Annotated in this window: 22 protein-coding genes; 11 read left to right on the top strand and 11 right to left on the bottom strand. The window is 62.9% G+C overall.

Annotated elements, in window-relative coordinates; translation table 11 throughout:
• Positions 1-4 precede the first annotated feature (4 nt).
• Genes KLP40_RS18470 through KLP40_RS18460 form a run of 3 tightly spaced genes read left to right on the top strand, consistent with a single transcriptional unit; the run spans position 5 to position 2,260 of the window.
• Positions 5-580, top strand: a complete 576-nt coding sequence (locus tag KLP40_RS18470) for a rhodanese-like domain-containing protein (protein WP_215595313.1) — start codon at positions 5-7, stop codon at positions 578-580.
• Between the two features lie 55 nt (positions 581-635).
• Positions 636-1,334, top strand: coding sequence for a TIGR04282 family arsenosugar biosynthesis glycosyltransferase (locus KLP40_RS18465; protein ID WP_246559008.1), 699 nt, complete (start codon positions 636-638; stop codon positions 1,332-1,334).
• A gap of 29 nt (positions 1,335-1,363) precedes the next feature.
• Entirely contained in the window at positions 1,364-2,260 is an 897-nt protein-coding gene (locus tag KLP40_RS18460; RefSeq protein WP_215595312.1) for a hypothetical protein, read from the top strand.
• Positions 2,261-2,341: 81 nt separating this feature from the next.
• Here KLP40_RS18460 and KLP40_RS18455 read toward each other — a convergent pair whose 3' ends face one another.
• The 3 genes from KLP40_RS18455 to KLP40_RS18445 form a co-directional block, all read right to left on the bottom strand.
• Entirely contained in the window at positions 2,342-3,676 is a 1,335-nt protein-coding gene (locus KLP40_RS18455) for a glycosyltransferase 87 family protein (protein ID WP_215595311.1), read from the bottom strand.
• 202 nt (positions 3,677-3,878) lie between these two features.
• The gene (locus KLP40_RS18450) at positions 3,879-5,366 is read right to left on the bottom strand and encodes a cellulose synthase family protein (RefSeq protein ID WP_215595310.1); all 1,488 of its coding nucleotides are present in this window, start codon (positions 5,364-5,366) and stop codon (positions 3,879-3,881) included.
• A 237-nt stretch (positions 5,367-5,603) separates the two neighbouring features.
• Positions 5,604-6,293 carry a glycosyltransferase family 2 protein gene (locus KLP40_RS18445; protein WP_215595309.1) on the bottom strand — a complete coding sequence of 230 codons (690 nt, stop codon included), beginning with the start codon at positions 6,291-6,293 and terminating at the stop codon, positions 5,604-5,606.
• 235 nt (positions 6,294-6,528) lie between these two features.
• Here KLP40_RS18445 and KLP40_RS18440 point away from each other — a divergent pair, with 235 nt between their 5' ends.
• From KLP40_RS18440 to KLP40_RS18430, 3 genes are all read left to right on the top strand, one after another.
• A complete protein-coding gene (locus KLP40_RS18440; RefSeq protein WP_215595308.1) occupies positions 6,529-6,990 on the top strand; it encodes a peroxiredoxin in 462 nt (153 codons plus the stop codon).
• 242 nt (positions 6,991-7,232) lie between these two features.
• Entirely contained in the window at positions 7,233-7,799 is a 567-nt protein-coding gene (locus KLP40_RS18435) for a hypothetical protein (RefSeq protein WP_215595307.1), read from the top strand.
• Positions 7,800-8,156: 357 nt separating this feature from the next.
• Positions 8,157-8,492 (top strand): hypothetical protein, encoded by a 336-nt coding sequence (locus KLP40_RS18430; RefSeq protein ID WP_215595306.1) that lies wholly within the window; start codon positions 8,157-8,159, stop codon positions 8,490-8,492.
• Between the two features lie 112 nt (positions 8,493-8,604).
• Here KLP40_RS18430 and KLP40_RS18425 read toward each other — a convergent pair whose 3' ends face one another.
• The gene (locus tag KLP40_RS18425; RefSeq protein ID WP_215595305.1) at positions 8,605-11,064 is read right to left on the bottom strand and encodes an outer membrane beta-barrel protein; all 2,460 of its coding nucleotides are present in this window, start codon (positions 11,062-11,064) and stop codon (positions 8,605-8,607) included.
• Positions 11,065-11,546: 482 nt separating this feature from the next.
• A complete protein-coding gene (locus tag KLP40_RS18420; RefSeq protein WP_215595304.1) occupies positions 11,547-11,774 on the bottom strand; it encodes a hypothetical protein in 228 nt (75 codons plus the stop codon).
• A gap of 232 nt (positions 11,775-12,006) precedes the next feature.
• On the opposite strand from KLP40_RS18420, the gene KLP40_RS18415 reads away from it, so the two are divergent.
• Complete coding sequence (locus tag KLP40_RS18415; RefSeq protein ID WP_215595303.1) at positions 12,007-12,918, top strand: hypothetical protein; 912 nt, start codon at positions 12,007-12,009, stop codon at positions 12,916-12,918.
• Between the two features lie 366 nt (positions 12,919-13,284).
• Here KLP40_RS18415 and KLP40_RS21680 read toward each other — a convergent pair whose 3' ends face one another.
• The 4 genes from KLP40_RS21680 to KLP40_RS18390 all read right to left on the bottom strand — a co-directional run bounded on the left by KLP40_RS21680 (position 13,285) and on the right by KLP40_RS18390 (position 17,517).
• The gene (locus tag KLP40_RS21680; RefSeq protein ID WP_394370041.1) at positions 13,285-13,494 is read right to left on the bottom strand and encodes an integrase core domain-containing protein; all 210 of its coding nucleotides are present in this window, start codon (positions 13,492-13,494) and stop codon (positions 13,285-13,287) included.
• 786 nt (positions 13,495-14,280) lie between these two features.
• Positions 14,281-15,705 carry a 4Fe-4S binding protein gene (locus KLP40_RS18400; protein WP_215595300.1) on the bottom strand — a complete coding sequence of 475 codons (1,425 nt, stop codon included), beginning with the start codon at positions 15,703-15,705 and terminating at the stop codon, positions 14,281-14,283.
• A gap of 208 nt (positions 15,706-15,913) precedes the next feature.
• A complete protein-coding gene (locus KLP40_RS18395) occupies positions 15,914-16,144 on the bottom strand; it encodes a hypothetical protein (protein WP_215595299.1) in 231 nt (76 codons plus the stop codon).
• 47 nt (positions 16,145-16,191) lie between these two features.
• Positions 16,192-17,517, bottom strand: coding sequence for an NAD(P)/FAD-dependent oxidoreductase (locus tag KLP40_RS18390; protein ID WP_215595298.1), 1,326 nt, complete (start codon positions 17,515-17,517; stop codon positions 16,192-16,194).
• A gap of 212 nt (positions 17,518-17,729) precedes the next feature.
• Between KLP40_RS18390 and KLP40_RS18385 the strand changes: the two genes are divergently transcribed.
• The gene (locus KLP40_RS18385; RefSeq protein WP_215595297.1) at positions 17,730-18,128 is read left to right on the top strand and encodes a hypothetical protein; all 399 of its coding nucleotides are present in this window, start codon (positions 17,730-17,732) and stop codon (positions 18,126-18,128) included.
• Between the two features lie 274 nt (positions 18,129-18,402).
• Positions 18,403-19,122 carry a carboxypeptidase-like regulatory domain-containing protein gene (locus KLP40_RS18380; RefSeq protein WP_215595296.1) on the top strand — a complete coding sequence of 240 codons (720 nt, stop codon included), beginning with the start codon at positions 18,403-18,405 and terminating at the stop codon, positions 19,120-19,122.
• 223 nt (positions 19,123-19,345) lie between these two features.
• Here the strand turns inward: KLP40_RS18380 and KLP40_RS18375 are convergent, their stop codons facing one another.
• Positions 19,346-20,824, bottom strand: coding sequence for an APC family permease (locus KLP40_RS18375; protein ID WP_215595295.1), 1,479 nt, complete (start codon positions 20,822-20,824; stop codon positions 19,346-19,348).
• A 185-nt stretch (positions 20,825-21,009) separates the two neighbouring features.
• On the opposite strand from KLP40_RS18375, the gene KLP40_RS18370 reads away from it, so the two are divergent.
• The gene (locus tag KLP40_RS18370) at positions 21,010-23,760 is read left to right on the top strand and encodes a hypothetical protein (RefSeq protein WP_215595294.1); all 2,751 of its coding nucleotides are present in this window, start codon (positions 21,010-21,012) and stop codon (positions 23,758-23,760) included.
• Positions 23,761-23,913: 153 nt separating this feature from the next.
• On the opposite strand, the gene corA is transcribed toward KLP40_RS18370, so the two are convergent.
• On the bottom strand, positions 23,914-25,131 hold the full coding sequence (corA, locus tag KLP40_RS18365) for a magnesium/cobalt transporter CorA (protein WP_215595293.1): 1,218 nt from the start codon (positions 25,129-25,131) through the stop codon (positions 23,914-23,916).
• 224 nt (positions 25,132-25,355) lie between these two features.
• On the opposite strand from corA, the gene KLP40_RS21580 reads away from it, so the two are divergent.
• The gene (locus KLP40_RS21580; RefSeq protein ID WP_215595292.1) at positions 25,356-26,330 is read left to right on the top strand and encodes a GNAT family N-acetyltransferase; all 975 of its coding nucleotides are present in this window, start codon (positions 25,356-25,358) and stop codon (positions 26,328-26,330) included.
• The last annotated feature ends 52 nt before the right edge of the window (positions 26,331-26,382 follow it).

Below are 26,382 nucleotides of genomic sequence, written 5' to 3'. Positions count from 1 at the left end.
GCTCATGGCTCCTTCCTGGCTGACATCCTCTTGGCTCCGGGTCCGTACGCTGGCCGTGGTGGCCCTGCTGACGGCCTCCCTGACGGCCTGCGGCCAGCAGCCGGAGCGTGCCAAAACCCCTACGCCAGCAACTGATATGACGGCTTACGACCGGATGCTGAGCCTGCTCTACAAGCACACTGTGCCCGTGGTGCAGCCCGCCGAGCTGGCGGCCACCCTGCAAAAAAGCCCCCGGAGCGTGCTGCTGCTCGATACCCGCACGCCCGAGGAATACCAGGTGAGCCACCTGCGCGGGGCCCGCTTCGTGCACTACGACCAGTACCAGCAATTCGACCTGAGCGGCATTTCGCGCACCCGGCCGGTGGTGGTGTACTGCACGGTGGGCGCGCGCAGCGAGCAGGTGGGCGCCTGGCTGCGCCAGCAGGGTTTCCGGGACGTGCGCAACCTCTACGGCGGCATTTTTCAGTGGATGAACGACGGCCAGCAAGTCGTGGATGCCCAGGGTCCGACCACTAACGTCCACCCCTATTCTCTGCTCTGGCGCCCCTGGCTGAAAACCGGCAACCCGGTGTACAAGTGAGTTGGTGAAATGGTGAGGTGGTGAGTTTGATGTTCTAAACCCCTACCTGCGCCAGTTGTGCCATCAGGACCACCCGAACATCAAACTCACCACCTCACCATTTCACTATCTCACTATTTCACCACCTCACCCTCTGGAAACGCTGATCATTTTTGCCCGCCACCCGGAGCTGGGCCGCGTGAAGACCCGGCTGGCGGCCGGCATTGGGCCGGCCGCTGCCCTGGAGGTGTACCGGCGGCTGCTGGCCCACACCCGGGCGGTGGTGGCGCCGCTGAAGGTGCACAAAACGGTGTGGCTGGTGGGGGCGGGGCCCGAAACGGCCGGGGAGTGGACGGGCTTCGAGCAGCTGCCCCAACCGGCCGGCGACCTGGGCGCGAAGATGCAGGCCGCGTTTACCCACGATTTTGCCCGCCCGGCCCAGGCCGCCGTTATCATCGGCACTGATTGCCCGGGCCTGACCACGGCCCACCTCGCTGAGGCCTACGCCGCCCTGCGCACTCATGACGTGGTGCTGGGGCCGGCGGCCGATGGAGGCTACTACCTGCTGGGCATGCGCCGCCTGCACCCGGCCCTGTTCGAGAACAAACCCTGGAGCACGGCCACCGTGCGCGCCGAAACCCTGGCCGACGCCGCCCGCCTGGGCCTGCGCGTGTACCTGCTGCCCGAACTGCAGGACGTGGATACGGCCGCCGACCTGCGGGCCTGGCAGCAAAGCGCCGGACTTAACGCAAGCCCCGATTTGCGCGTACTTTAGCGCTTTCTGTGCTTCTGTTCCCCTCTCCTATGTTCCGTGTAGTCCCGTTTGCAACGGTTTTGCTGCTGTCGGCCGGTCTGGTTGCCTGTTCTTCCGATGGCCAGCCGAAAGCCCCGACGGCCAGCGCGCCCTCGCCTTCCGACAACCCGCTGACCCACCGCGGGGGCGTCTTCCACCAGGACTGGGCCATGGATAAGGTGTGGGAAGACGGGCTGGCCGAAGTAGCGACGTACGATGCCGAGCGGGTGGTGTACGGGGAAGTGCGTCGCTTTGAGTACACGCTCATCACGGTGAAGGAGGAGTTCAACCAGCAGTTCAACACCAAGACCGACGACTACCAGCGCAAGGACCTGTTTCCGGTGATGAAAGTGAACCAGTTCTGTAGCATTCCCACCGAGAACTATCCGTATCACTTCCTCACGTCGGTGTTTTTCCGCCGCGACCAGCCCGTGCAGCTGCTCAAGCTCACCACGTCGTCGCAGGAGTGGTGCGGCAACACGTTCAAGGCCATCACCGACGATGGCCTCCAGTACCAGCAGACCTACAACTCTTACTGGGACGGGGAGGGCGTGGGCCGGCGCGCCCTGCCCCGCGACGTGCTGTTCGAGGACGCGCTGCCCTACACGCTGCGGGCCCTGCGGTTCGAGACGAAGCCCGACTTTCAGGCCCGCATCTACGGCCTGCAGCAAACCAGCCGGGCCGCCGCGCCGGAGCTCTACAGCGCCCAGGTATCGGTAGTGGAAGCACCGCCCGCCGACGCTCCCGAGCCGGCCTGGCAGGTGCGGGTGCGGCTGGCGGAGCAAAAGGAAAACGTGTACTGGTTCGCCAAGGCTTACCCCAACGTGCTGCTGCGCCAAACCACCTGGGACGGCCGCAACCTCTGGCTCAAGCAGGTGCGCCGCTTCGCCTACTGGCCCGGGAAATAGTTATGACAGCTATTGGCTGATGGCTTTTCGTTTTTTCAGCTAACAGCTAACAGCTAACAGCTAACAGCTAACAGCTAACAGCTAACAGCTAACAGCTAAGCTACGGCGGAGGTCCAGCGCCAACACGACCAGCACGACCACATATTCCAGCACAATCAGCCGGAGGTCTTCAGTGTAGGCCGTGGTGCGGTAGGCTGCGTAGGAAAGCACGGCCAAGCCCGACCAGACCAGCGCGTAGCGGGCCCGGGTGAAGGTGCTCAGCAGCACCAGCGGGGCCAGGTACCAGGGGTGCACGGTGGTAGCCAGCAGAAAATACAGCGTCAGGAGCAGTAGCAGGGCGCGGGGCAGAGAGGCCCAGGTGGGGCGGCGCTCCGTGAAGGCCAGCGCCAGGCCGCCGACAGCCGTGAGGGCCGCCAGCGCCGGACCCACCAGGGCAATCTGGTTGTAGCCCGTGAGGTAGCTGCCGGCGGCCCGGGCCAGGTAGTAAAAGCTGGCGTTGAACTCAAAATTGCGGAAGTAGAGGTTGAGGCTGCGCCCGATATTTGCAACCAGCTCCAGACTCAGGAAGGGCAGAAACAGGGCCGCCAGCCCCGCGCCCAGGGCCGCCCCGAAAATCAGCAGGGCCCGCCAGGGCAAGCGGCGCAGCAGCAGCGGCAGTACCAGCAGGGGCAGCAGCTTGGTAGCCACGGCCAGGGCCAGCGCGGCCCCGGCTCCCGCCGCCCGGCCCCGGGCCAGCAGCCAGAGCATGAGCAGCAGCAAACAGCCCACCAGCCCCTCGAAATGCAGGTTGCCGGTCAGCTCCACCATAACCAGCGGGTTGAGCAGGTACCACAACGCCCGTTCCGGCGCCATCCCGAACTGCCGCAGCAGCGCCACCAGCAGCCCGGCCGTGGCCACTTCGCCCAGCAGCAGCACCAGCCGCAGCGCCAGCACAAACCCCTGTTCCGAGCCCGGAAACAGCCCCGCCGCCAACCCAAACACGGCCTGGTCCACGGGCGGATACACGGAATAGTAGTGGGGCGAGTTGAGGCGGGAGTAAAGGGTGGGTGGTAGTGGGTTTTTGGTGGTTGGTGGTTGGTTTTGGGATGGTGGGGGGGGCGTTGGGGTGCCGGCCAGCTCGTCGGGGCGGTAGCGGTAGGGGTTGAGGCCCGTGTTCAGCAGCAGGCCGTCCCAGCGGAAGCGGTGGTAGTCGTCGGAGAGGGCGGGCAGGGCGGGCAGCCAGAGCAGGCGCAGCAGCAGGGCCGCCAACAGCCCTTGTTTCAGGGATATGCCCGTTTTGAGCAATAACACGTACAGCCCGAACGCCAGCGCCAGCAGCCCCGCCAGCTGCCCGAAGGCCGGGCGCGGCGTGGCGTAGGCCAGCAACCCGTAGGCGGCAGCACTCAACAGCAGGGCAGCGACGTGGAGTGGTTTCATAAGCGGCGGGAGTTGTGCGGTTTCTTCTGATTTTTCAGAAAAACCGCACAGGTAGTCAGTGTTTTTTTGTGCGGTTTTTTCTGAAAAAAAAAGAAAAACAGCACAACGTTCCGGGCACCGCTAAGCGGCCCTGTCGTTCCGGGGCAAATCGTTCTGCCAGCCGAAAGCCGTTCCGGGGCTCCACAACAGGCTGCACAGCCCCCTACCGCGCGTGCTTCAGGGAGTAGTAGAACACCAGGCCGTAGCCGGTGGCCAGCAGCAGGTGGGTGGGTAGCAGGCCGAACTCGCGCAGGTAGAGGCCGGCCCCGATGCCGAACAGAAAGTAGGCGGCCAGCAAGCCTTCGAGCCAGGTGAGGCCGCTGAGCAGCGGACTGGTGCGGTAGCGCCGACCCTGCCAGCTGGCGGTTCCGGCCAGCAGGCCCAGCTTGGGCGTGCGGATAAAGGCGCTGCGCTGCCCGGCCAGGCCCAGCACCACGGCCCGGGCGTTGTGCAGACTCAGGCCCATCGAAAATGCCAGAAACAGCAGCAGCTGCCCCACAAAACCGGCCGGGGCGGCCCGGTGCCGGGCGGCCTGCTGCCAGGCCGTGCGGAAGTACACCGTGAGCGGCACCAGGGTCAGCAGAAACAGGGCCGCCATGTGGAACACCGGGCGCAGCTGCTCGGCCCCCAACGCCCGCACGAACACGAGCGGTACGCTTAGCACGGCCATCAGCAGAATGGCTACGAATACGGCGCTGTTGAGCAAATGAAACGTGGCATGCAGGCGCGTGCCCAGGGGCTGGCCCGAGCGCCACACGTCCAGCAGATGCTTGCGGGCGGTTTCGGCGGCGCCCTTGGTCCAGCGGAACTGCTGCGACTTGAGGGCGTCCATCGTACTGGGCAGCTCGGCGGGGGCGGCTACCCGGGGCAGGTAGCGGAACTGCCAGCCCCGTAGCTGGGCCCGGTAGCTCAGGTCGAGGTCTTCGGTGAGCGTATCGGCGTGCCAGCCGCCGGCGTCCTCAATGCAGGCGCGCCGCCAGATGCCGCCCGTACCGTTAAAGTTGATAAAGTGCCCGCCCGTCTGCCGGCCCACCTGCTCTACGAAAAAGTGGGCGTTCAGCCCGAAGGCCTGCAACTCGGTAAGCAGGGAATAGTCCTCGTTGAGGTGGCCCCAGCGGGTTTGCACCACGCCGGTGCGGGCGTTGTCGGGGGCGTCGAGGAAGAAGTGGGGTACCACCCGGCGCAGGAAATCGGGCTGGGGCAGGAAGTCGGCGTCGAAAATGGCAATCAGCTCCCCATCGGTATGCTGCAGGCCGTAGGCCAGGGCCCCGGCCTTGAAGCCGGTGCGCTCGGGCCGGCGCACGTGGCTCACGCGCACGCCCCGGGCGCAGTGGTGGGCCACCCGGGCCGCGGCCAGGGCTACGGTTTCGTCGGTGGAATCGTCCAGTACCTGCACGTGGAGGCGGTCCGCCGGATAGTCGAGGGCGGCGCAAGTGTCGATGAGCCGCTCCACCACGTTCTGCTCGTTGTAGATGGGCAGCTGCACCGTCAGGCGGGGCCAGGTGGCCGGGGCCGGCGGTTCGGGCCGGGCGGGGGCAGCGTAGGCTCGTCGGGCCAGCCGCGTGAGCTGCCACTGCGTGAGGCTAAAGCCCAGCAGCAGCAGCAGACACAGGCCGTAAACTGCCATCAACAGAACTTGCAAAACGAGCATTTACTGGGGTCTTGGGGGCTTAGGGTCTTGGGGACTTGGGGGCTGTTCGGGCGGGTTGGCTGGCGGGAAGGCAGTTGCTGGAGGCTTAGGGTCTTGGGGTCTTAGGGTCTTAGATGACGTTCGGATGGGCTGGGGCGGGAAAACCTGGGGGCGAACCCGGGAATTTGTGGGGAGACGAGAATGCACTATCCAACACGTCATCCAGGCCCCCAAGCCCCTAAGACCCCAAGCCCCCACTCACAAATACCGAAAAATCGTCCAGAGGATCTTGTAGCCGGCGCCCAGGGTGCCTTTCACGGTGCCCGATACCTTGCTCACGCCAATACGGCGGCGGTAGCGGACGGGCACTTCCACGGAGCGCAGCCCGAGCTTGGCGGCCTTGAGCTGCATTTCCACCGTCCAGCCGTAGGTGGTATCCTGCATTCCGATACGTTGCAGGGCCTCCCGCCGGATTGCCCGGAACGGCCCCAGATCGGTGAAGCGGGTGCCGTAGAAGCGGTGGAGCAGGGTGGTGGCCAGCCAGTTGCCGAAAATCTGCTGGGGCAGCATGGAGCCGGCTTCCCGCTCGCCCAGGGCCCGGGACCCGATAACCAGATCTGCCTCCTGGCGTAGCAGGGGCTGCACCAGGGCCGTCATATCGGCGGGGTAGTCGGAGTAGTCGCCGTCGAGAAACACGATAATATCGGCCTGCTCGGGCCGGGGGCGGGCCAGGCAGTGGGCCATGCCGGCCAGGCAGGCGTGGCCGTAGCCGGGGCGGGGCTCGCGCAGCACCGTAGCCCCGGCCGCCTGGGCCACCGGGCCGGTCTGGTCCCGGGAATTGTTATCCACCACGATGATTTCCCGCACCAGGCCCGCCGGAATTTCGGCCAGCACTTTGGCAATGGACTGCTCCTCGTTGAAAGCAGGAATGATGACGTCGATGACCATGCGGGCGGGGCGGGGGAGAAGCCGGGCAGAAACCGGGGCCACGTGCCCCGGCGTCTTGGCTACACAAAAGAGGTGCAAAGATGCACAGTTGCGCCGGCTTGAGTCCTCACAAAAGTATCCCGGTGGGGCAGAGTGGGCCCGTTGCCGGTTTTGGGCTACTTTTGCGCCGGTCCGCTCTTGGGCCCAACCCTGCGCGGCCCGCCGCGCTCCTACGCCGGCTCCGTGCCGTTTTGCTATGCTCCAGATTGGTGACCAGGCCCCCGATTTCACCCTCAACACCACCTCCGGCGAGGCCTTCCGGCTGAGCGATTTGCGCGGCCAGCGCAACGTGGTGCTCTATTTCTACCCCAAGGACGACACGCCCGGCTGCACGGCCGAAGCCTGCTCTTTCCGCGACCAGTACCAGGATTTCCAGGACCTCGGGGCCGAGGTCGTGGGCGTGAGCTCCGACTCCGAGGCGTCCCACCAGAAATTCACCCAGAAGCACCGCCTGCCTTTCCCGCTGCTGGCCGACGCCGGCGGCCAGGTCCGCAAGCTCTACGAGGTGCCCCGCGCCCTGCTGGGCCTGCTGCCCGGCCGCGTCACGTTCGTGATTGACAAGCAGGGCGTGATTCAGTACGTGTTCAACTCCATGAGCCGCGCCACCGACCACGTGCGCACCACCAAGGACGTGCTGGCCAAGCTGGCCGATAGGTAGCTGAAAAGCACCGTCATTCCGAACGCCTATTGGTCTACGTCGCGATAGAGACGGCCGTGCAGTAGCTGAAATACGAACGTCATTCCGAGCGGAGCCGAGGAATCTCGCGTGCTGATGTTGGGTACGATGGCAACCTCAGCACGCGAGATTCCTCGGCTCCGCTCGGAATGACGTTCGTATTTTTACTCACTACTCACTACTCACTACTCACTACTCACTACTCACTACTCACTACCCAAACTATGTCCGGATTATTTCAGGAAGTATTCGAGCGGGCGCGCCAGGAAAAGCGGCTGCTGGGTGTGCGCACCAGCCAGAGCGACCCCAGCCGGTTCTCGGTGGGCTACGTGCTGAGCTTCTCCGATGAAGTGGTGGTGCTGCGCATCATCAACCGCGACGGCATGTCGACGGCCATTCAGTCGTTCAACATGACGGACGTGTTCCAGGTCGATTACGACGACCAGTACATCCGCCACGTGGAATTCAAGGCCGATAACCTCGACAAGGTGTACGCCGGGATAAAGTCGCCCGCGTTTCTGGAGCAGGAGTACATCACGGTGCCGCTGCTGCTGGCGCGGGCCCACGAGCAGGGCCAGCTCGTGAACGTATATACCCACCTGGGCATGGATTACTACGGCTACGTGCGCCGGCTCACCCCGGAGCAGGTGCTCATGGAGTGCTACACCGAATACGGCCACTCCGATGGCTTGGTGGTGTTCCGGATAGAAGATGTGCGCAACTTCATCTGGAGCAACGAGGACAGCCGGGTGCTGGAGCTGCGCCTGAGCCTGCAACGGGGCGGGGCGTAGGAGTAATCCGGAAACTCAGCGCGCAGGTTTATAGGTTTGTGCTGTATGCTCTGGGCTAAGTTCAGGAGCCATAAGAGTTTAAAAGAACGTAGCTAGCCCGGGCCCCACGCAGTGCCCGCTACGACCTCTTTCGGATACTGCCTGTTTTGTGTAAATTGTCCCGGTTGCGTTTTTTGAGAGAAGTGCGACTGAACAGGCGCTTCACGTAGCTGAAAAACTGTCGATTAACGGCTAAAGCCGTGTTTTCTCTACCCTAGTTCGGGTAGTACTAAAGATACTACTCACCCACCGCTCCGCTGTCCTACAAGTCCTTCCAGACTTCCATTTGCGTGTCCACACCTACCTTTTGCCTTTTTCATGCCGAACTCACGAGTGCCTTCGCAGGCGGCCTCCACCATGTCTTTGGTACTTTCCTATGAGGAGTGCCTTCAGTACGTTCAAAACGAGTTGAATTCCTTCATGCATGGCGAGCTAAAGCCCTGGACCGAGCGCCAGCAGCTCAACTACTCCATGATTGTGAACGTGAAAAACGGCCGGGTACCCCGCCCTATTCCCAAGTTAGTGCAGAAGATTATGGGCCTTTTTGGGTTTCATCTACAGGCCCGCCGCGTTAAGCAGCAAGACCGCTTCGTAGCGGAGTATACCTTAGCTGATGCTGAAGAGATAAAGGCTTTCGTTTCCCAGAGCAACTAACCTCTTCACCCAAGTCGTACGGTCCTTTACCGGCTATTTTTTACGGATAGGTCTGGTACTGGCCCACGGTAGCTATTTTCTGCTGAGGCGTATTGGAAGGGGTAAAACGCTGTTACTGCCACTTTTCGGGGAACACACTGATACCCAGCATCAGGAACCGGGGCAGGCGCGTAACAGACTCCTCCCGCTGTACATAGTTGGAAAAGGAATTGGTGTATAAGTTTTTTACGTTTAGAGCGTTACGGACAGTAATGGCCACTTTCACCCGGTCGTGGCTGCCCAGATACTTGCTGGCCGTCAGGTCGAGGAGGGAGTTGACGTTGACGCCGCCCCGGGCGTATCGATTCACGAAACCGGCATATATACCCTCCAGATAGAAATTGCCAGCCCATTTCTTCTCCAGTCGTAATGTTGGTTCGCTGCGCCCATTAAGTACGTTAGCCGAAATGGCGGATGTGCGTTGGCGGGTCAGGGTAGTGCGAACATCCAGCTTAGCACTCAGGGTAGGCGTTACGCGCCATTTGGTGCCCAAAGCCAGTACCGTTACCATCGTTCGGAGTGGAATGACAGTAGCCTGCGTGATGAGGTATCCGTCTAGCCACTGAGCCGTTGCAAGGCCATACAGACTGTAAGGCTTGAGCTGATGATACTGGTACCAGAGCAGAGTGACTCCCATCGTACTTGTCGAGCGGTACTGCTGGTAGGACTGGGTAAGGAAGCCCAGCGAATTTACCTGGGTACTCGTCAGTACGGGCTGGTCGTCGAGGCCATAGCGGCCCGTGAGCGTGAGGCGGTTGCTGTGGTAATCCGTACTCAGGCTTAGTTCTGAGCTGTGGCGAAATGTGCTGGTCAGTAGCGGATTGCCCACATGTATAGTTTGAAGGTAAGTGCTATCGGGGAGGGGAAAAAGCTGGTCGGTAGTGGGTAGGGCCTGGGTCTGACCGTAGCGGAAGGATAGCTTTGTTACGGCATCGGGACGGTATTCCACAAACAACCCGGGTAGCCAGGCGGTACGACTCAGACTAAACTGCCGGTTGGCATCCAGCTCTCGGTGCGTGTGCCAGTGCCAGAGTGCGAGGCTTCCTAGGGCACTGAATCGGGGAGTCTTATAGTAAAGAGCCGTTTGGGCAGTCTGCTGCGTATTTTCCACCCAAAAATGGGGCAAACTCAGCCCCGGCTCACGGATTTCTTGGCCCAGGTCGTCGTAACGATATCCCTGCTGATCAACAGGCGAGGCTTCGCGCAGCCAGCTGCCTTTGGCCTCCGCTAGCACCCGTCGGCTGATGGGCAGCGCGTGCAGGGCTTGCAGCTCCAGGCGCTGCTCAGGAGCCCTCCGGTCAATCCGGTTGCGAAATTCGGCCTGCTGACTTCCCCGAACCAGGTGATTAGCGTAGCGCTGATCCAGGTTTCTGGTGCCGTAGCCATAGCGGGCATACAAGGAACTGACGTGGGCCGGGCGCTTGTGCCGGTACACGCCCACCGCCTGCTGGGTGGTGTAAAGCTGCTGCTCGGTCTGATCATTGAGCCGGCGCAGTGCCGTGGTGGTCAGTAGGGTATCGGCCCTTTCAAGTCGGGTAGCAAAATCAGCCCGCAACATGGTTTGGGCATGATACAGGTAATTGGTGCTGGCCACGGCCAGTGTCAGACGAGGGGTAAGCGTCCATTTCGCGTTAAAGTAAGCCGTTAGCTTACTGCGCTGGCGGGCATCGGTGAGACGGCCCACCTCCGTCTGCTCCAGGGGGGGCAGGAAGCGGGTGGTCAGCAGGGAACGGTTGGCCTCCTGCCGGGTTCGGTCAAATAGAACGTAACCGAATATTTCGCTGGCTTTCCCACTCCGGTTGAAATTAAGCCCCCCGTTCGTGGAAACAACGTCGCCCACATTGAGGGGCGGCTCCACCAGGTTTTGGACTGTTCGGTCGGCCTGTACGGCGGTGGGCCGGGGCAGGGCCGATTCAGTGACGGAATACACGCCCTGCATGCCTTTGAACACTACATCCCGCACGAGGTTGTTGCGCTCCTCGCTCGTGAGGGCCTGCTCGTACACGTTGTTAGTGGTAACGAAGGCGCTCAGAAAGCTCCCCGGGCGCAGTCGGCTCACCCGGCCGGTGGCCAGGTAGGTGCCGGATGTACCAGCCAGCCCCTCCACTTTGCCGTAGCTACCCGCCTTGCGGTCCTCCTTCAACCGAATATTCAGAGCCGATTTCTGGTCCCCCTCTGCCCCGGTCGCGGCCATTACTTCCAGGTCCTTAATCATATCTGCGTTGAGAGCCTCCAGGGTCGCCTTAGCATTCCCGCCGTACAGCGTTTTGCCATCAACTGTCACCTGATCCACGGTTTTGCCCATGATCCGGACCTGGCCGTTGGCATCAACTGATGCGCCCGGCACGTTGTTGAGCAAGTCCGTAGCGCTGGCATGGGGCTGGGTCTTCACACTATCTACGCTGATAATTAGCGTGTCGCCCCGGTGCCGGACGGCCCGGTCGGAGGCAATTTTCACCTCGTCCAGCATCACCACGCGCGGCTCCAGCGTGAGGTGGAGCGGCCGGTTCAGCAGCGTGTCAGCTAGTACCATCAGCCGGCGCATAGCGTAGCCTTCAGCCTCTATCAGGAGCGTGGTTGGGAGACCGGGGCGGTACCCAACCGAGAGGCACGTGTCGCCAACGGCTACGAATTGCAACTCAGAATTTATGGTTACCCTTCTCGTGGGTGGCATATTCCCTATGTCGGCCGCTGCAAAATGCAGGCACAGCCGTAACTGCTGTTTCTGCTGGCCGTGGGCGGAAGTCAGTATCAGCAATAGTAATAGTGAGCTAAGTAGGGTTTTGAGCATAATGGCTATTCTCCGGCATACTCGTCGGCTCCCTGCCATTATATCTGGTATAACAACCGGCCGCTGGGCAAATTAGCATCTCCTTGACGTTGTTCTTTGGTCAACGAAAAAAGCTAAAAGTACCCTAACCTCCTCCCGGCCTCTCAGTGGTAGAGACTATTTGGAAAAGCGATTAGGGTTCTAGTTAGCAAACAGACTCACCAAACGCAGAATACCACCAAGGCTTAGTTCTGGATGATAATGATGACAACCGTACCATCATCAAAGATGATGACGATGACAGTTTTAATAGAGTAATTTGACTGGTTGGCCGTCAGGGTGCTGATGAGAGCATCTGCTTCCTGCTGGGAAGCCACGGTGATGGTTTTCTTGGTAGGAGCCGTTGCAACTGTGCTGGCCGGTGCTACAGTTGCTACTGGGGCGGCGAAGGTGGCCGAAGAGGCGGCGAACAATACGGCAAGGGATAAGAATAGCTTTTCATAATATTTGAAGTTTGTTTTGAGTGGTTGAAAATGTGGATTTTAGACGGTGAGTCTGGGCAATGATAGAGCGGAAAATCATAGAAAGAAATACTAAGTGTATATTTTATAAATATATTTAATAAGCTTGTTTCTGCCATCTGATTCCCCCTAATTGTCAACTGAACTTGTTCTGGATTCCTTCCTTGTTCCTCATCTCATCGCTATGAAAACGAAGCATACTTTATGGACCTGCATGCTGTTGTGCGTTGGTCTGGTTGCAGCCCGGGCCACAACGCCTGCCGTTCCCTTGCCAGTACCACCCCAAGGGTTTGACCCAGCTTACCTGGCGGGCAAAAAAGTTGTCAGTACGATCAAGCTAGCCAAGTTGGAAAGCGGCGGGGCGGCCCCGGCCGGCAGTGGCATCTCGGTGGCCGGACCCAGTGACCAGTTGATTTCCCGCCGGTTGCAGGTCAAGAAAACGGGCAGTGGTGGGGAATTGTCACTGGAGCGAATTGTGCAGCAAGTGCAGATGACCGTTGTTTCCGTGCTGGGAAAGAGTGTGTACGACTCCGATAACACGTTTGAGCAGGATCAAGTGGCCGCCGCGCTCGGCCAACGGTACGATCCGTACGTGCGCAAAACGTTTAAGGCAGTTTATCAACCGGCAACCGGGGCCGTGAGCCAAAAGGATACAGATCCCAAGTTTGATAACTTATGGAGTCAGAATATTCCTAATCTGGTTTCGGTACCAGCCTTCCAGGGTTTTTTCCTTCGCTTACCTGCTAAGAGCGCAAGCCCGGGTAGTACGTGGAAGGATAGCGTGGAGGTAGGCTCAACTATCTGGCTCACTACCTACAAAGTGCTGAGCAAACAGGGAGAGACACTCACAGTGCAGATAATAAACCACCGGCAGGTTGGGGCTGGCTCCACGCCGCAAACCAATCGGAACGGAAGCGTAACGGCTACCAGCAATGGCGATACCAGATACGAAGGCGAGGCCAGAGTGAGACAGGATAGTGGATTTATAGAGGAACTTAATCTAACGAAGCAAGCGAATTCCACTGTTTCGGCGCTGGGACAAAATGTTATTAACAGCACCTCTTCCCGCATTACGGTGAAAAATACGGTGGAATAATAACTGCTGCGTCCGGGCCGAGGCATTTATAGCGTAGTTAACTGTAATCAACATATGGATCCAGATGCTGGCCTGCTCGTCCCTCTCACCGGCCCGCCTCCACACTTGGTGGGGATAGGAGTGCTGAATAAGTTGCTGATCGCCCTCACTCAACACGAAGTCGGTATCTTCGGGCTGATACTCGCACCGACCAATTGCCGGCTGCCTATACTCTGTAGGTTGTAGTGCGGTTGGGGGCACAGGCGCTTCTCATAGATGCGGCCTGGCTGGTGTGTGAGGTAGTCTAGCTGAAACGGACAGCGAGAAGTCCTGACTTCCGCTGCTCATGACTGAAAAAGTGCATTCTGGTGGACTGAGGTGGTCCAGTTACGCCGGACAGTTCAGGGTGCTAAATTGAAGAAGCTGTTGGTGAATGTTGTGATACGGTGTCTGGTAGTCGATGCTAGAATGCAGACGCTCGTGATTGTAGTAGTCAAAATACTCGGCGACGCTGCGCTGAACCTCGGCTAGGTTGGCAAAAACGGGCCACTCGCGGACTTCTAGCACCTCCGTTTTGAGGCGCGACCCCAGACACAAAAACCTTTATGCGGTTCAGCCTGCGCATTATCGTAACAGTTGCCCCGGCGGCTCTGTGAGCGCACCGCTTGGTGCTCATGCAGCAGCTTGCGGTAGGCGTTGCCGCAGTACTGCCCGCCCCGTTCGGAGTGGACGACGAGGCCCGAGGTAGGCGGCTGCGACCCAAAAGCGCACTGCAAGGCCCTGGTCACTAGCTCCTCGGGCATGGTGGCCCCGCTTGCCAGCTCCCCACTTGCTTGCTGGCCATGTCCTGAAAAGCGCACAGATAGGCCCAGTTGCCATTTGCCAGCGGCAGATACGTGATGTCGCTGACCCAGACCCGGTTGGCTTAGGCCAGCTTGGGCTGTTCAAGCAGGTGGTTCGGCGCTCAGCGCAGCCCGTGGGTCGAATCCGTGGTGCGCGAAGTGAAGGCCATGAGTTGCGGCGCATGCGCCGCCGCCTCGTCCCATAGCAGCGTTTATGCCTCCCCCAAAAATATCTTGAGCAGAACCGTTTACCAAGCTGGCTCCCGCTGCGCTACCTTTCGATGTTGCGCTTATTGCCACGCGTAGTAGCCGCTGGCCGGCACTTCCACCAGTTGGCAGAGCAGCCGCACGGGGTAGTGGTTCCGTTGCGCCTCAGCTAGGGCTGCTGAAGTTCGTGCGATAAGCTGCTTCCGCATGGGGTTCACCACGTAGCACCCCATGCGCACCGGAATCCGATGTGCCAGCCCGTTGCAGGTGCCACAGTTACCAAGGTGTCGTTGCTGAACCATTCGGGCTTATCATCATTAGGTCGGGGTGATACTTAGCTCAGCATCCGCAACGAATCGGCCGAGATGAGCTGGGAGCCCTGGTAGCGACCTTCGCGGGGGCCGTTTTCGAGGTTGAGCACGCCGCGGGGGCAGGCCGTGGAGCACATGCCGCAGCCCACGCAGGAGGCCCGGATGATGGGCTCGCCGCGCTGGGCGTACTGCTGCACATCGATGCCCATTTCGCAGACGTTGGAGCAGTTGCCGCACGAGATGCACTGGGCCCCGTTGGTGGTGATGCGAAAGCGCGAAAAGTGCTTCTGAAGCAGACCCAGGTAAGCCGCCATCGGGCAGCCGAACCGGCACCACACGCGGGTGCCCATCAGCGGGTAGAAGCCCACCCCGATAACGCCCGAAAACATGGCGCCAATGGCAAAACCGTACACCTTGCTCAACCCATCCACCGGGCTCAGTCCGCCCACCAGCGGCAGGCCCGACTGCTGCGGGGTGGTAAACCAGCCCGGCAGCATGCCCGCCGCGCCCAGCCACAGCAGGGCCGTCAGCAGCACGATAAAGCCCAGAATGGGGTAAATCAGGCGAACCTCCCAGCGCCAGGCCGCTCGGCTTTTGTCGGAGAGGTGGCGGTAGGGGTCGCCGGCGGTTTCGGCCAGGCCCCCGCAGCCGCACACCCAGGAGCAGTACCAGCGCTTGCCGAAGAAATACGTGAGCACGGGCACGCCCACGAAGGAAATAACGGCCGTCCAGAACACCAGGAACACGCCCAGGGCCGGCCCGCCGTCGCGGAGCAGATAGCTTACCGTGCCCGGAAACAGGTAGTCGTACTTGAGGGGCCAGAAGTAGCTGAAGTAGAACTCGGGCCGCTGAAACGCCAGCAGCAGCCCCGGCAGCAGAAAGGCAAACCCCAGCTGAAAGAACATCACCGACACCGTGCGGAGGCGCTGGTAGGGCGAGTGGCGGTACTTCCAGAGGGCCCGGGCCCCCATCACCAGAATGGCCAGCGTGTAAAACGTGCCGTAGAGAAACCACTGGTCGGAGGGCCGGTGGCGCAGCAGCTGGCTGGCGGGGTCGAGGGCGTGGACGAGCTGGTTCAGAGGCCCGAAGTTGCCCTGGCCGTTGTCGGCGCTGAACCAGTAGAGGATGACGTAGAAGCCCGTGAGCACGATGCCCGTGAGCCAGGCCACGGCCCCGCGGGCGGTGCTGGCCCGCAGCCACAGGTTGTGGTGGTGCACGCCGGCCGGCCCGCGTCCGTACTTCCACCACGACCAGCCCAGAGTGCCCGCGCTCAGCAGGCCCAGGGCCCCGAAAAAGCACCAGCGGGCCCGCTCGGCATCGGCATCGAAGGCCACGGGCAGCAGCAGCAGCAACCCCAGGCCCACCACGGCCAGCAGCAGCTTTTCGGTAGGAGCCACTTCGGGAACCGGCGGCTCGGCAGTAAGCGGGACAGAAGCTAGAACAGACATGGTCAGGACTTAGGTGGGAGGTCTTAGGGATTTCGGATTAGGGATGAAGAATGAAGGACAGAACGTCATTCCGAGCGCAGCCGAGGAATCGCGCGGGCTGACGCAGGAACGGTGGTTTGGGGGAGGAGTGCTTCGGCAACAGCAGCCCGCGGGATTCCTCGCGCTGCCCGGAATGACGTTTCTTTCCCTAATCCCTAATCCCTAATCCCTAGTGATGGTGATGGTGGTGGCCGTCGGAGGGTTTGCCGAACAGGTTGAGCAGGGAGCCGAACACGTACAGGCCCAGCCAGCACAGGTAGAGGTAGAGGTAGCCCTCGGGGCGGGCGTGGCCCAGCCACCCGATGATGAGCTGGGCCGCCCCGCTCATGATGGCGCCCACGATGGCAATATACTGGAAGCTGTTGAGGGCGCTGGGGTGGTAGAGTTTGCTGAAATCCATGCGAAAAGAGGGGTAGCAGAGTGAAGAATAGCCCGTAGGGCCGGGGGCTATACGCGGAACAGGCCCCGGCGACGCGGCCGGGGCACGGCGTGCTCAGGGAACTGGGCGTTGAACTGGCGCACGATGTCGGCCTCGTGCTGGCGGAAAAACTCGGGGTCGAAGTTGGCGGCGCCCAGGTTGGCCAGCACCTGCGGGGCGGGCGTGCCGGCCTGCAGCCACTGGTGCCAGGTGTCGTGGCGGTGGCGCAGGCCCAGCACGTTGAGGCCCGTTACGGCCAGCGAATCGCGGCGGAAGTTCAGGCGCAGCAGGTGGCGGCCGTTGGGGTGCTGCCAGCAGAAGCTGTGCTCCCGGGCATCGGGGCGGGCGGGTACCCGGCCGTAGGTCTGGTACTCGAGGTCGAAGAACTTGGCCGAGTTGAACCAGAGGCCGCGGCGGTAGGGGCGGGGCTGTCCCGCCAGGGTATGGCCCACGGTTTCGCCCTGGTGGCGGCCGGTGTACCAGAGCTGCTCCACGGCCACTTCGCCGGGGCCGGGGGCGCGTTGCTGGGCGCAGTCGCCGGCCGCGTACACATGGGGCTGGCTGGTTTGCAGCAGCTCATCCACCAGAATGCCCTGGTCGGTTTCCAGGCCGCCGGCCCGGGCCAGCGCGAGGTTGGGCACCACGCCCACGGCCAGGCCCACCCACTGGGCGGGCAGCTCTTCGCCGGCCGTAGTCTGCACGGCCCGCACGCGGCCGTGCGCGTCGGGCAGCAGGGCCTGGAGCTCGGTACGGTAGCGCACCGTGATGTGGTGGTCATCGAGCTGGCGCTGGATCAGGGCGGCTTCCTCGGGCGGGAGTACCGAGCCCCAGTACCGGTCATCGCGCACCAGCATGGTCACGGCCACGCCCTTGGCAGCCAGCATTTCGGCCAGCTCCACGCCAATCAGGCCGCCGCCCACCACCACGGCCTGCCGGATGCCGTGGGTGTCGCGGGTCATCTGCTCCAGGTCGGGCAGGGTCACGAAGGTCTGCACCCCGGCCAGGTCGTGGCCCGGCCAGGTGCCGCGCCGGCCCACCGAGCCGGTGGCCAGCAGCAGCTTATCGTAGGCCAGCACGGCGCCGGTGCTCAGCTGCACGGTTTGGCGGGCGGCATCGAGGCCGGTGGCGGCGGCCTGGACCAACTCCAGGCGGTTTTCCTGCCAGAACCAGTCCTCGTAGGGCTTAATGTCCTGGTAGCGCAGATGGCCCAGGTACACGTACATCAGGGCCGGGCGGGAAAAGTGGTGGGCGCTTTCGGCCGATACCAGCGTGATGCGGGCCGCAGGTTGCAGGCGGCGGACCGTGAGGGCGCACGTGACGCCGGTAATGCCGTTGCCGATGATAACCAGGTGCATACGCAACAAAGAAAAACGGGAGGAAACAAACGCCACCCGGTCGGGCAGACGTCCGCCCCGGCCACTGCGTACGGCCGGGCGGCGGTTTTAAGGGGACGGCGGGTGGGGCCGCGGCGCCGGCCGAACCAGGGGGCTTAACCCCGGCCGGGTCCGGTGCGTAGTAACAAAGTAAACCCTTTCCACTCAACCCGTCCACGCAACCCGCATTTCTCATGGCCACCGATAACCGCAACGACCTCAACACCAACAAGGAAATCGTCAACGATACCCAGAACGCTGTTCCCGATAACGAGCAGCTCAAAAAAGAGCAGGAGTTCAAGGAAAGCATGAGCAACGGCAAGGACGCTTCCGACCCCTCGGCCCAGCGTAACACGGGCGCCGGGGGCTTCACCCAGCGCGCCGACCAGAAGGACCAGCTCGAAAACCTGACCATCCGCGGGGGCGAGGGCGTGCCCCAGGGCGGCAACGAGCACCACGACGCGGGCGAGCAGGCCGCCGGCCCCGGTTTCGGGGTGGAGGGCAGCTACGAGATGGGCAACGCCATCCGCAGTCAGGAGCAGAAGTTCGGGGAAGACGCGCCCAGCGGCCCCGCCAAGCCGGCCCAGGACTAAGCCAGCCGGCTACTACCAAAAAAAGAGCCGTTTCGCTTTCAGTATGAAAGCGAAACGGCTCTTTTTTTGAGATTATGGGACCTTTTCCGCCGGAATTATGCAAATCAGGGTGGGAAATAAAATTCTGAAATCGGTACAGCCTATTAGGTACTACGGGCGGGAACTCTATATCTTTAACAGCCGGTGGTTTCATTTTGGGCCGAAATACTCCTGAACACGCCGGCTTCCGAACGCTGATTTTCTGCAACTCCCACTTCTTTTACTTACTCCTGGTATGGATACCAACTCTACCAACACTGTTGACAACCCCGATACTGCGCCCGAGCTGCTGAGCGCCGAGGAAGAACTATCGTCGGGTAATAGCCGGCTGGCCATCATCGTGGGGGCCATTGTAGCCATCGTCATTCTGGGCTACGTGCTGCTCCCGGCCCAGACGACCCGCCGCATTGCGGCTGCCGTACCCATTATGGAGCTCGGGGAAGCTACCGTTACGGGCACCCGCCCCCAGGCCGAGGTGGCCGCTGCCCCGACGGAAGCGGAAGCTGCCGCCGCCAAATCTGAAGCCAGCGCCAAAGCCCCGGCCATCACCACCACCAAAACCGTAGCGGCCACTACCTCGGCCGCCGCCGCTGTCCAGGCCGCTGCTGAAGAAAAGGCCGAAGCCGAGGCGGAACCTGAAGTAGCCGCGGCCCCGGTAGCCGCGCCCGCACCCGAGCCGGTAGAAGCCGCGCCTGCCACCGTGAACCTGACGGGCCGGGTGCTCGACGAAGATGGCCGCCCCCTGGCCGGTGCCACTGTAATGTTGAAGGGCTCCAAGAAAGTAGCCAGCACTGATGCCAACGGCAACTACTCGCTGGAAGTACCCGCCAACGCCGACAACTCGCTCCTGTACGGCTACGGCGGCTACGAAGACCAACTGGTACGCACCCGCAGCGCCAAAAGCCAGAACGTAACCCTGACGCCCAAGGAAACCACCCGCCGCCGCCGCCGCTAGCGGTGAGTAAGTGAAGTGGTGAATGAGTGAGTTGGATGGTCATGGCGAGGCCACCAGCCGAAGCAATCCGTCCTTTCCCATCTTCTCCGTTTTGACCTACCAAAAAGCCCCTGACGTGCATACGTCAGGGGCTTTACGTTTATCAGGCGGTTGAACTGCGTGAAGGACGGATTGCTTCGTCGTGCCTCCTCGCCATGACCATCCAACTTACTCATTCACCACTTCACTTATTCACTTTCCGGGCGAAACGGTTGCGGACCAGGTAGTACACCGGCACGCCGAGGGCCACCAGCAGCAGGCCGCGCTGGGCGAATTTGGAGTTGGCCGGGTCGGTGAGCAGGATAAAGCAGAAGGTGGAAGCCAGCACAATGTAGAGCAGCGGCACCACCGGGTAGCCCCAGGCCCGGTAAGGACGCGGCGCCTCGGGCCGGGTGCGACGCAGCACGAAAATGCCGATAATGGTGATGACGTAGAACAGAATCACGGAGAACATCACATAGTTGAGCAGCTCGCCGTAGGAGCCCGACAGACACAGCAGGCAGGCCCAGACGCACTGGCCCCAGAGCGCCACGCCGGGCACGCCGGCCTTGTTGAGGCGGGCCATGGCGGGGAAAAATACGCCGTCCTGGGCCATGGCGTAGTAGGCCCGGCCGCCCGAGAGCAGAATGCTGTTGTCGGCGCTGAAAGTGCTGATCATGATGAGCACGGCCATCACGTAGGCCCCGGGCGCGCCCAGGATGCTTTCGGCCGCGGCCGTGCCCACGCGCTCATCGGTGGCGTACATGATGCCCCGCCCGATAACGTCGGGGGCATTGGGGGCGCCCTGCAGGGGCAGCACCAGCAGGTACACCACGTTGATGAGCAGGTAGAGGCCCGTCACGATGGCCGTGCCCAGGGCCATGCTCAGCACAATGGTGCGTTCGGGCTTCACGATTTCGTCGCCCGCGAAGCCGATGTTGTTCCAGGCGTCGGAGCTGAACAGGGAGCCCGTCATGGCCAGACCGATGGCCGTGACCAGGGCGGCGGCCGTCAGGGGCGTGCTCTGGCCGGCGGCGTCGAAGCTGGCGGCCTGCCAGATGTGCTGGAAGTTCTGGCTCACGGCCTCGTGCTTGACGCCCAGCAGCAGGCCCGTCAGAATCAGCAAACCCAGGGCCACGAGCTTGGTGCTGCCGAAGATGTTGGAAATCAGCTTGCCCGAGCGCACGCCCCGGGAGTTGATGTAAGTCAGAAACACCAGCAGCCCGATGGCCAGCAGCTGCACCGTGCTGAACTGGAAGGTGCCCAGCAGCGGCACGTTCTCCACGGCAAACAGCACGTTGGCTTCCGAAAACCAGGGCAAAAGCACGCCGGTAAAGCGGGCGAAGGCCACGGCCACGGCCGCAATAACGCCGGTCTGAATCACGAGAAACAGCGTCCAGCCATAGAGGAAGGCCACCAGCTTGTTGTAGGCCTCGCGCAGGTACACGTACTGCCCGCCCACCTTCGGAAACATCGACGACAGCTCGCCGTAGCTCACGGCCCCGGCCAGGGTGATGACACCCGTCAGCAGCCAGACCACCAGCAGCCAGCCCGTGGAGCCCACCTTGCGGCTGATATCGGTGCTGACAATGAAAATACCGGAGCCAATCATGCTGCCCGAGACAATCATGACGGCGTCGAACAGCGTAATGGCCCGCTGAAAATGGCCTTGCTTTTCAGACATAAAAAGGAAAAAAGGGAGAGTTTGGGCCCGGAAGATAGTGAATGGGCAATTGAGTGAATGCGGGAATCAGCGAAGGCGTGGGCCGTTTGTCATCCTGAGCGCCCCCAGTCGCTGATTCCCGCATTCGCCGCTGCTCCGCCCCGATTGCCTATTTTTGCCCACCCCCCGCTCCTGGGTTTCCCTGCATGTCGAACCGCGTTCTGGTATTTCTGGCAAGTCTGCTGCTGCTGCTCACGGCCCTGGGCTCCTACGTGTACTACCGCCGCACCCTGGCCCGCGTGCCCGTCGACCCCTGGAGCCTGGTACCCGAGGATGCGGCGCTGGTAGTCGTCACCCGCGACCATTCCACCCTGATTCGTCACCTTAAGGAAACCCAGGTCTGGGACAACCTGACGGCCGTGCGCTACTTCCAGCAGGTGGAGGAAACCCTGGTTCTGGCCGATAGCCTGACCGGGGGACGCGGGGTGGTGCTCAGGTTTCTGGGCCGCAAGCGGGTGCTTACCTCGTTGCACGTCACGGGGCCGGGCCGCTTCGACCTGCTGTTTCAGGTGCCCATCGGGAGCGTGCGCGAATACCGCCAGGTGCGCAGCCTGCTCGAAGGCCTGGGCCGCGACGCCCGCTTCCGGGTAACTACCCGCGACTACGAAGGCCAGCTGCTGACCGACATAAGCGTGCCCGACGGTGAGGAGGGACTGACCCTGCTCAACTACCGCAACCACCTCGTGTTCAGTGCCCGGCCCGAGCTGGTGGAAGCCGTAGCCCGCCGCCTGGCCCAGCCGGAAGCGCCCACCGTAGCGGCCGATTTCCAGAACATCGACTACTTCCAGCTCCGCGACGTGGATGCTACGCTGCTGCTCAACCAGCGGCGGCTGCCCCAGCTCATGGGCGTCTTTTTTCGTTCCGAGCTGACGCCCGAAATAGCGGCCGTGGCCAGTCTGGCCCGCAACGAGATGACGGAAATGCGGCTGGTGGGCAACAAGGTGGAGTTTAATGGTTTCGCCAACCCCGAGCTGGCCCGCGACGGCCTGCACCAGCGACTGGTGGGCCAGCCCGCCCAGCGCCTGCGCATGGCCGAGGTGCTGCCCCTGCGCGCCGCCCTGGTCATGCACCTGGGCCTGGGGCCCGTGCGGGTGCTGCGCGGCCCCCGCCCCTCCTCTGCCGCTCCCGACTCCCTGGCCCCGGCAGTGCAGCCCCTGCTCGATAGCCTGACGGCCCAGCTAAGCCAGGAAGTGGCCCTGTGCTACCTGGGCACGGCCTCGGCCCGGGTGCGCCCCGGCAAGCTGGCCCTGGCCTACACCAGCCGGCCGGCCGCCGTGAGCAACCTGCTGGGCCAGCTGCGCCGGGCCAGCGGGGCCAGCCCGGCCTTCGGGAAGGTGGGCAGTTACCAGTGGTACCAGACCGGCGTGAGTGAATTGCCCCGGGAGCTGCTGGGTACGCTGTTCCAGGGCTTTGCCCGGCCGGTGGTGGCGGTGGTGGGCAACTACGTGGTGTTCGGCGACGACGAAGCCGCCCTGCGCCAGTACCTGACCGACGTGGCGGCGGGCAGTGTCTGGAGCCGCTCGCCCACCCAGGTGGCCTTTCTGCAGGATACCCAGCCCCTGGCCCGCCTGCGCGTGCTGCTCGATACCCGCAACTGCTGGAACCTGCTGCTGCGGGGCCTGCAGGAAGACCGCCGGGCCGGCCTGCTGCGCAACGAAACCCTGTTCAAGCGTTTCCCCCAGGTGGCTTTGCAGTGGGTGCCGCCGGCCAATGAGCAGGAAGCCGGGGCCCAGTACTTCACCCAGTTTCTGCTGCGCCACCCCGCCGAGGGCCCGGCCGAGGCCCGGCCCCAGAACGCCGACGGCACGGGCAGCGTGCTCGACTTCAAAGTGCCCCTGGAAACCTCGCCCGAGGCCGTGCTGGTGGCCGGGGCCAAGCTGCCCGGCGTGCTGGTACAGGATACGGCCCACGTGCTGCACTACATCACCCCCGACAACGTGGTGGCCTGGTCCGATTCGCTGGCCGGGCCGCTGGTGGGGCCCACCGTGCGGCTGCCGGGCGCCACGGGCTTTCTGGTGGCCACACCCGGCCGCCTTTACCAGTACAACAGCCGGGGGCAGCTGCAGCCCAATTTCCCGCTCAACCTGCCCGATACCGTGCGCGCCACTTCCCTGAGCGTGTCGCCGCCCACGCAGCAGCCGGCCCCGCGCCGCCTGCTGGTGGCGGGCGGGGGCAGCAACCTGTTTCTCTACGATACCCAGGGCCGCACTTACGCCGGCTGGCAGCCCAAGCAGCTGGAATTCCGCCTGGCCGGGGCGCCCGAGTACCTGACCGTGGACGGGCGCGACGTGGTGGTGGTGCTGCTCGAAAACGGCTACGTGTACGCCTTCGACCAGGCCGGCGGGGCCTTTCCGGGCTTTCCCATCAGCGTGGGCGCCCGCCTGGCCAGCGGGGTGCTGGTCGAAAGCGGGCCCACGCTGCAACGCACCCGCCTGACGGTGGTCAGCCAGCACGGCGAGCGGGTGACCTTCAACCTGAGCGGCGACGTGGTGAGCCGGCAGCGGGTGGCCACCTGGAGCCGGGAATCACGCTTCCGCCTGATTCCGGACCAGCGCCAGCGCACCTACGTGGTATCGCGCGAGGATGGGGGGCGCCTCACCCTGTTCAGCCCCACCGGCAAGGCCCTGCTCAGCCAGTCGTTCCTGACCTCGGCCCCGCGCTCCATCCAGTACTTCAACTTCGGCCCCGACCGCCAAGTGTACGCCCTCACCGAAACCGGCCCCAATAAGGCCTACCTCTACGACGCCCGCTTCCGCCTCATCGGGGGCAAGCCTTTCGACAGCACCACGCCCCGCATCGACCTCACCTACGACCCCCTCACCAGCACCTTCCACCTCTTCCGCGTCAACGGCCCCGAACTTCGCCGCACCGACATCCGGGTGGAAGCGGTGAAATAGGTGAGGTGGTGAGATGGTGAAATGGTGAGGTGGTGAGGTGGTGAGTTTGATGTTCAACGGACCTGTCTGCACAGATGGCGCGGTTAGGACTGTTGAACGTCAAACTCACCATCTCACCACCTCACCACCTCACCATTTCACCACCTCGCCACCTCACTTATTCGTCAGCCAGCCCTTGCGGTAGAAATAGGCCAGCTGGAAGATGACGACGAGCAGCAGAAAGGCCAGCAGCGTGGGGTAGCCCCAGGGGCTGTAAAGCTCGGGCATGTTAAGGTAGTTCACCTGGCCGTTGGGCCCTTCGCGCTGGAAATTCATGCCGTAGAGGCCCACAATGAAGCTCAGCGGAATGAAGATGCTGCTGATGATGGTGAGCACCTTCATCACCTCGTTGGCGCGGTTGCTCTGGTCCGACATGTAGAGTTCCACCAGGCTGCTCACGGTTTCGCGGTAGCTCTCGGCCAGGTCCAGGGCCTGAATGGCGTGGTCGTAGCAGTCCTTGAAGAAGACCTTGATTTCCTCGGGCACGTCCTCGTCGGGCATGCGCAGGAGTTCGGCAATCTTCTCCCGCTCGGGGTACACGAGGCGGCGGAAACGTACGATATCCTTCTTGATGCGCAGGATGCGGTTGAGCACCCGGCGGTCGGCGCGGCCCTGGAAGATGCGCTCCTCCAGGGTTTCGATGTAGTCGCCGATGGCGGCCATGGTGGGGTAGTAGTGGTCGAGTACCACGTCGGTGAGGGCGTAGGCCAGGTAAAGCGGGGTGCGGCGGCGCAGGTTGGTGCGGCCCAGGCGCAGGCGCACCCGCACGGCCTCCAGGCAGTCGTCGTAGTCGTCCTGGAAAGTGAGCACGTAGTTGTCGCCCGTAAAAATGGAGAGCTGGTCGTCCTCGATGTCGAGCAGGCGGGTGAATTCGGTCATGCGCGAGACCAGGAACAGGCCGTCGTCGGTTTCCTCCACCTTGGCCCGCTGGTAGTCGCCGAGCACGTCTTCCATCTGCAGGGGATGAATGCGGAAATCGTCCATGAGGCGCTGCATCAGGCCCAGGTCGTTGTAGCCACGCACGTCAAGCCAGTGCTTTTTGTCAGGATGCTGGCGAAAAAAATGCAGCAGCTCGTCGTAGTTGGCGTACTCGTGCTCGTGGAAAAAATCCTCGTCGTAGGTGGTCAGCATCAGGCGGGGCGCCATGGCATCGGCGCGCAGAGTGAGCGTGCCGGGCCGCTGACCAATCTGCTGCTCGCGCAGCAGGCGGGCCGCTTCCAGCTCGGCCAGGGCTTTGGGAGAGAGGTGGTCGGTGTCTTCGTCTTCCTCATCAAAGGACCTGGCAAGGGGCGGAGCGGGCAGGGGAGTAGCCGGGGCGGAGGGGGGCATCATGGGCAACAGAAAAAGCGGAATCCGGGGCAGTTTACGGGATTTTGGCGGAAAGGCTGGCGCGTGGGTCGGGCAGGTGGCCGCCCGCCCCAGGTTTCGGTTGCCGGCTTCGGCCCGCCGCCCGGCTAAAACGCCGCTACTGCCCGCCGAAGCCGGAATTCGTTGTACTTTCGGCCCTTGTTTTCCGGTTTAGCCCTCTGCCTTTGCTTTCCCCCGTTGCACCGCTTGTGCTTGCTTTACCCGCTCCGGCGAAAGGCTACGTGGTGCGCCAGCAGGCCGGGGCGGCCCCGGCGCTGCCCCCGGCCTACGCGCCCTGGCTCTACCTGACGCCCGCCCACCAGGCCCGGCAAACCAGCGCCGGCCAGCAGCTGCATTTTTTCCTGGAAGAGCCCGCCGTCGGCCACACCGTAGCCCAGCTGTCGGTAGCCTGGGAAGTCGGGGAGGGCGTGGCCCGCAGCCCCTGGCGGGCGCCCTTCGGGGCCGTGCAAACTGCTCCGGCGCTGCCCCAGCACGTGTTGCGGGTCTTCTTGCAGGCGGTAGAGGCCGCGCTGGCAGCCCGCGGCGTGTGCTCCCTGACGCTGCGCCCCCCCGCCTTCGCCTACGAACCCGCTGCCAGCGCCCGGCTCACGGCGGTCCTCACCGATTTGGGCTACCAGATTGGCCCCGTGGAGCTGAACAGCTACCTGCCGCTCGCGCGCGACTACGAGGCCCACCTGCACCCTTCGGCGCGGCGGCGGCTGCGCAAGTGCCAGCGGCAGGGCCTGCGCTTCGAGCAGGAGCCGCCCCTGCTGCTGCCGCTGGCTTACGAGTTTGTGCGCCGCTGCCGCCAGGAAAAGGGCCAGCCGCTGAACATCACGCTCGAGCAGCTACAGGATCTGTTCCGGGCCCTGCCGCGCCACTTCTTCCTGTTTTCGGTGCGCGATGCGGCGGGGGAGTGGGCCGCCGTGTCGGTTGCCATTCAGGTGCGCGCCGATGTGCTCTACCACTTTCTGCCCGCCAGCCCGCGGGCGTATAATCACCTGAGTCCGATGGTGCTCATCAACGCCGGCCTGCACGCCTTCGGCCGGGCCAGCGGCATGCGGCTGCTCGACCTGGGCATCTCGGCCCGGCCTGCCGGCGTCGATGAGTCGTTGCTGCGCTTCAAGCGTCATCTGGGGGCTTTGTCGGGCCTTAAGCTTACCTTCTCGAAGCCGCTGAGCTGACGGCCGGCCCGCCACCGGAGGCGTGATACTTACCGGGGCTGCCCGCTGGGCC

This window comes from Hymenobacter piscis, from assembly GCF_018760735.1.
In the GTDB taxonomy this organism is placed as follows: domain Bacteria; phylum Bacteroidota; class Bacteroidia; order Cytophagales; family Hymenobacteraceae; genus Hymenobacter; species Hymenobacter piscis.
The sequence above is the reverse complement of the archived record's forward strand: the minus strand, read 5'-3'. Positions and strand labels throughout refer to the sequence as shown.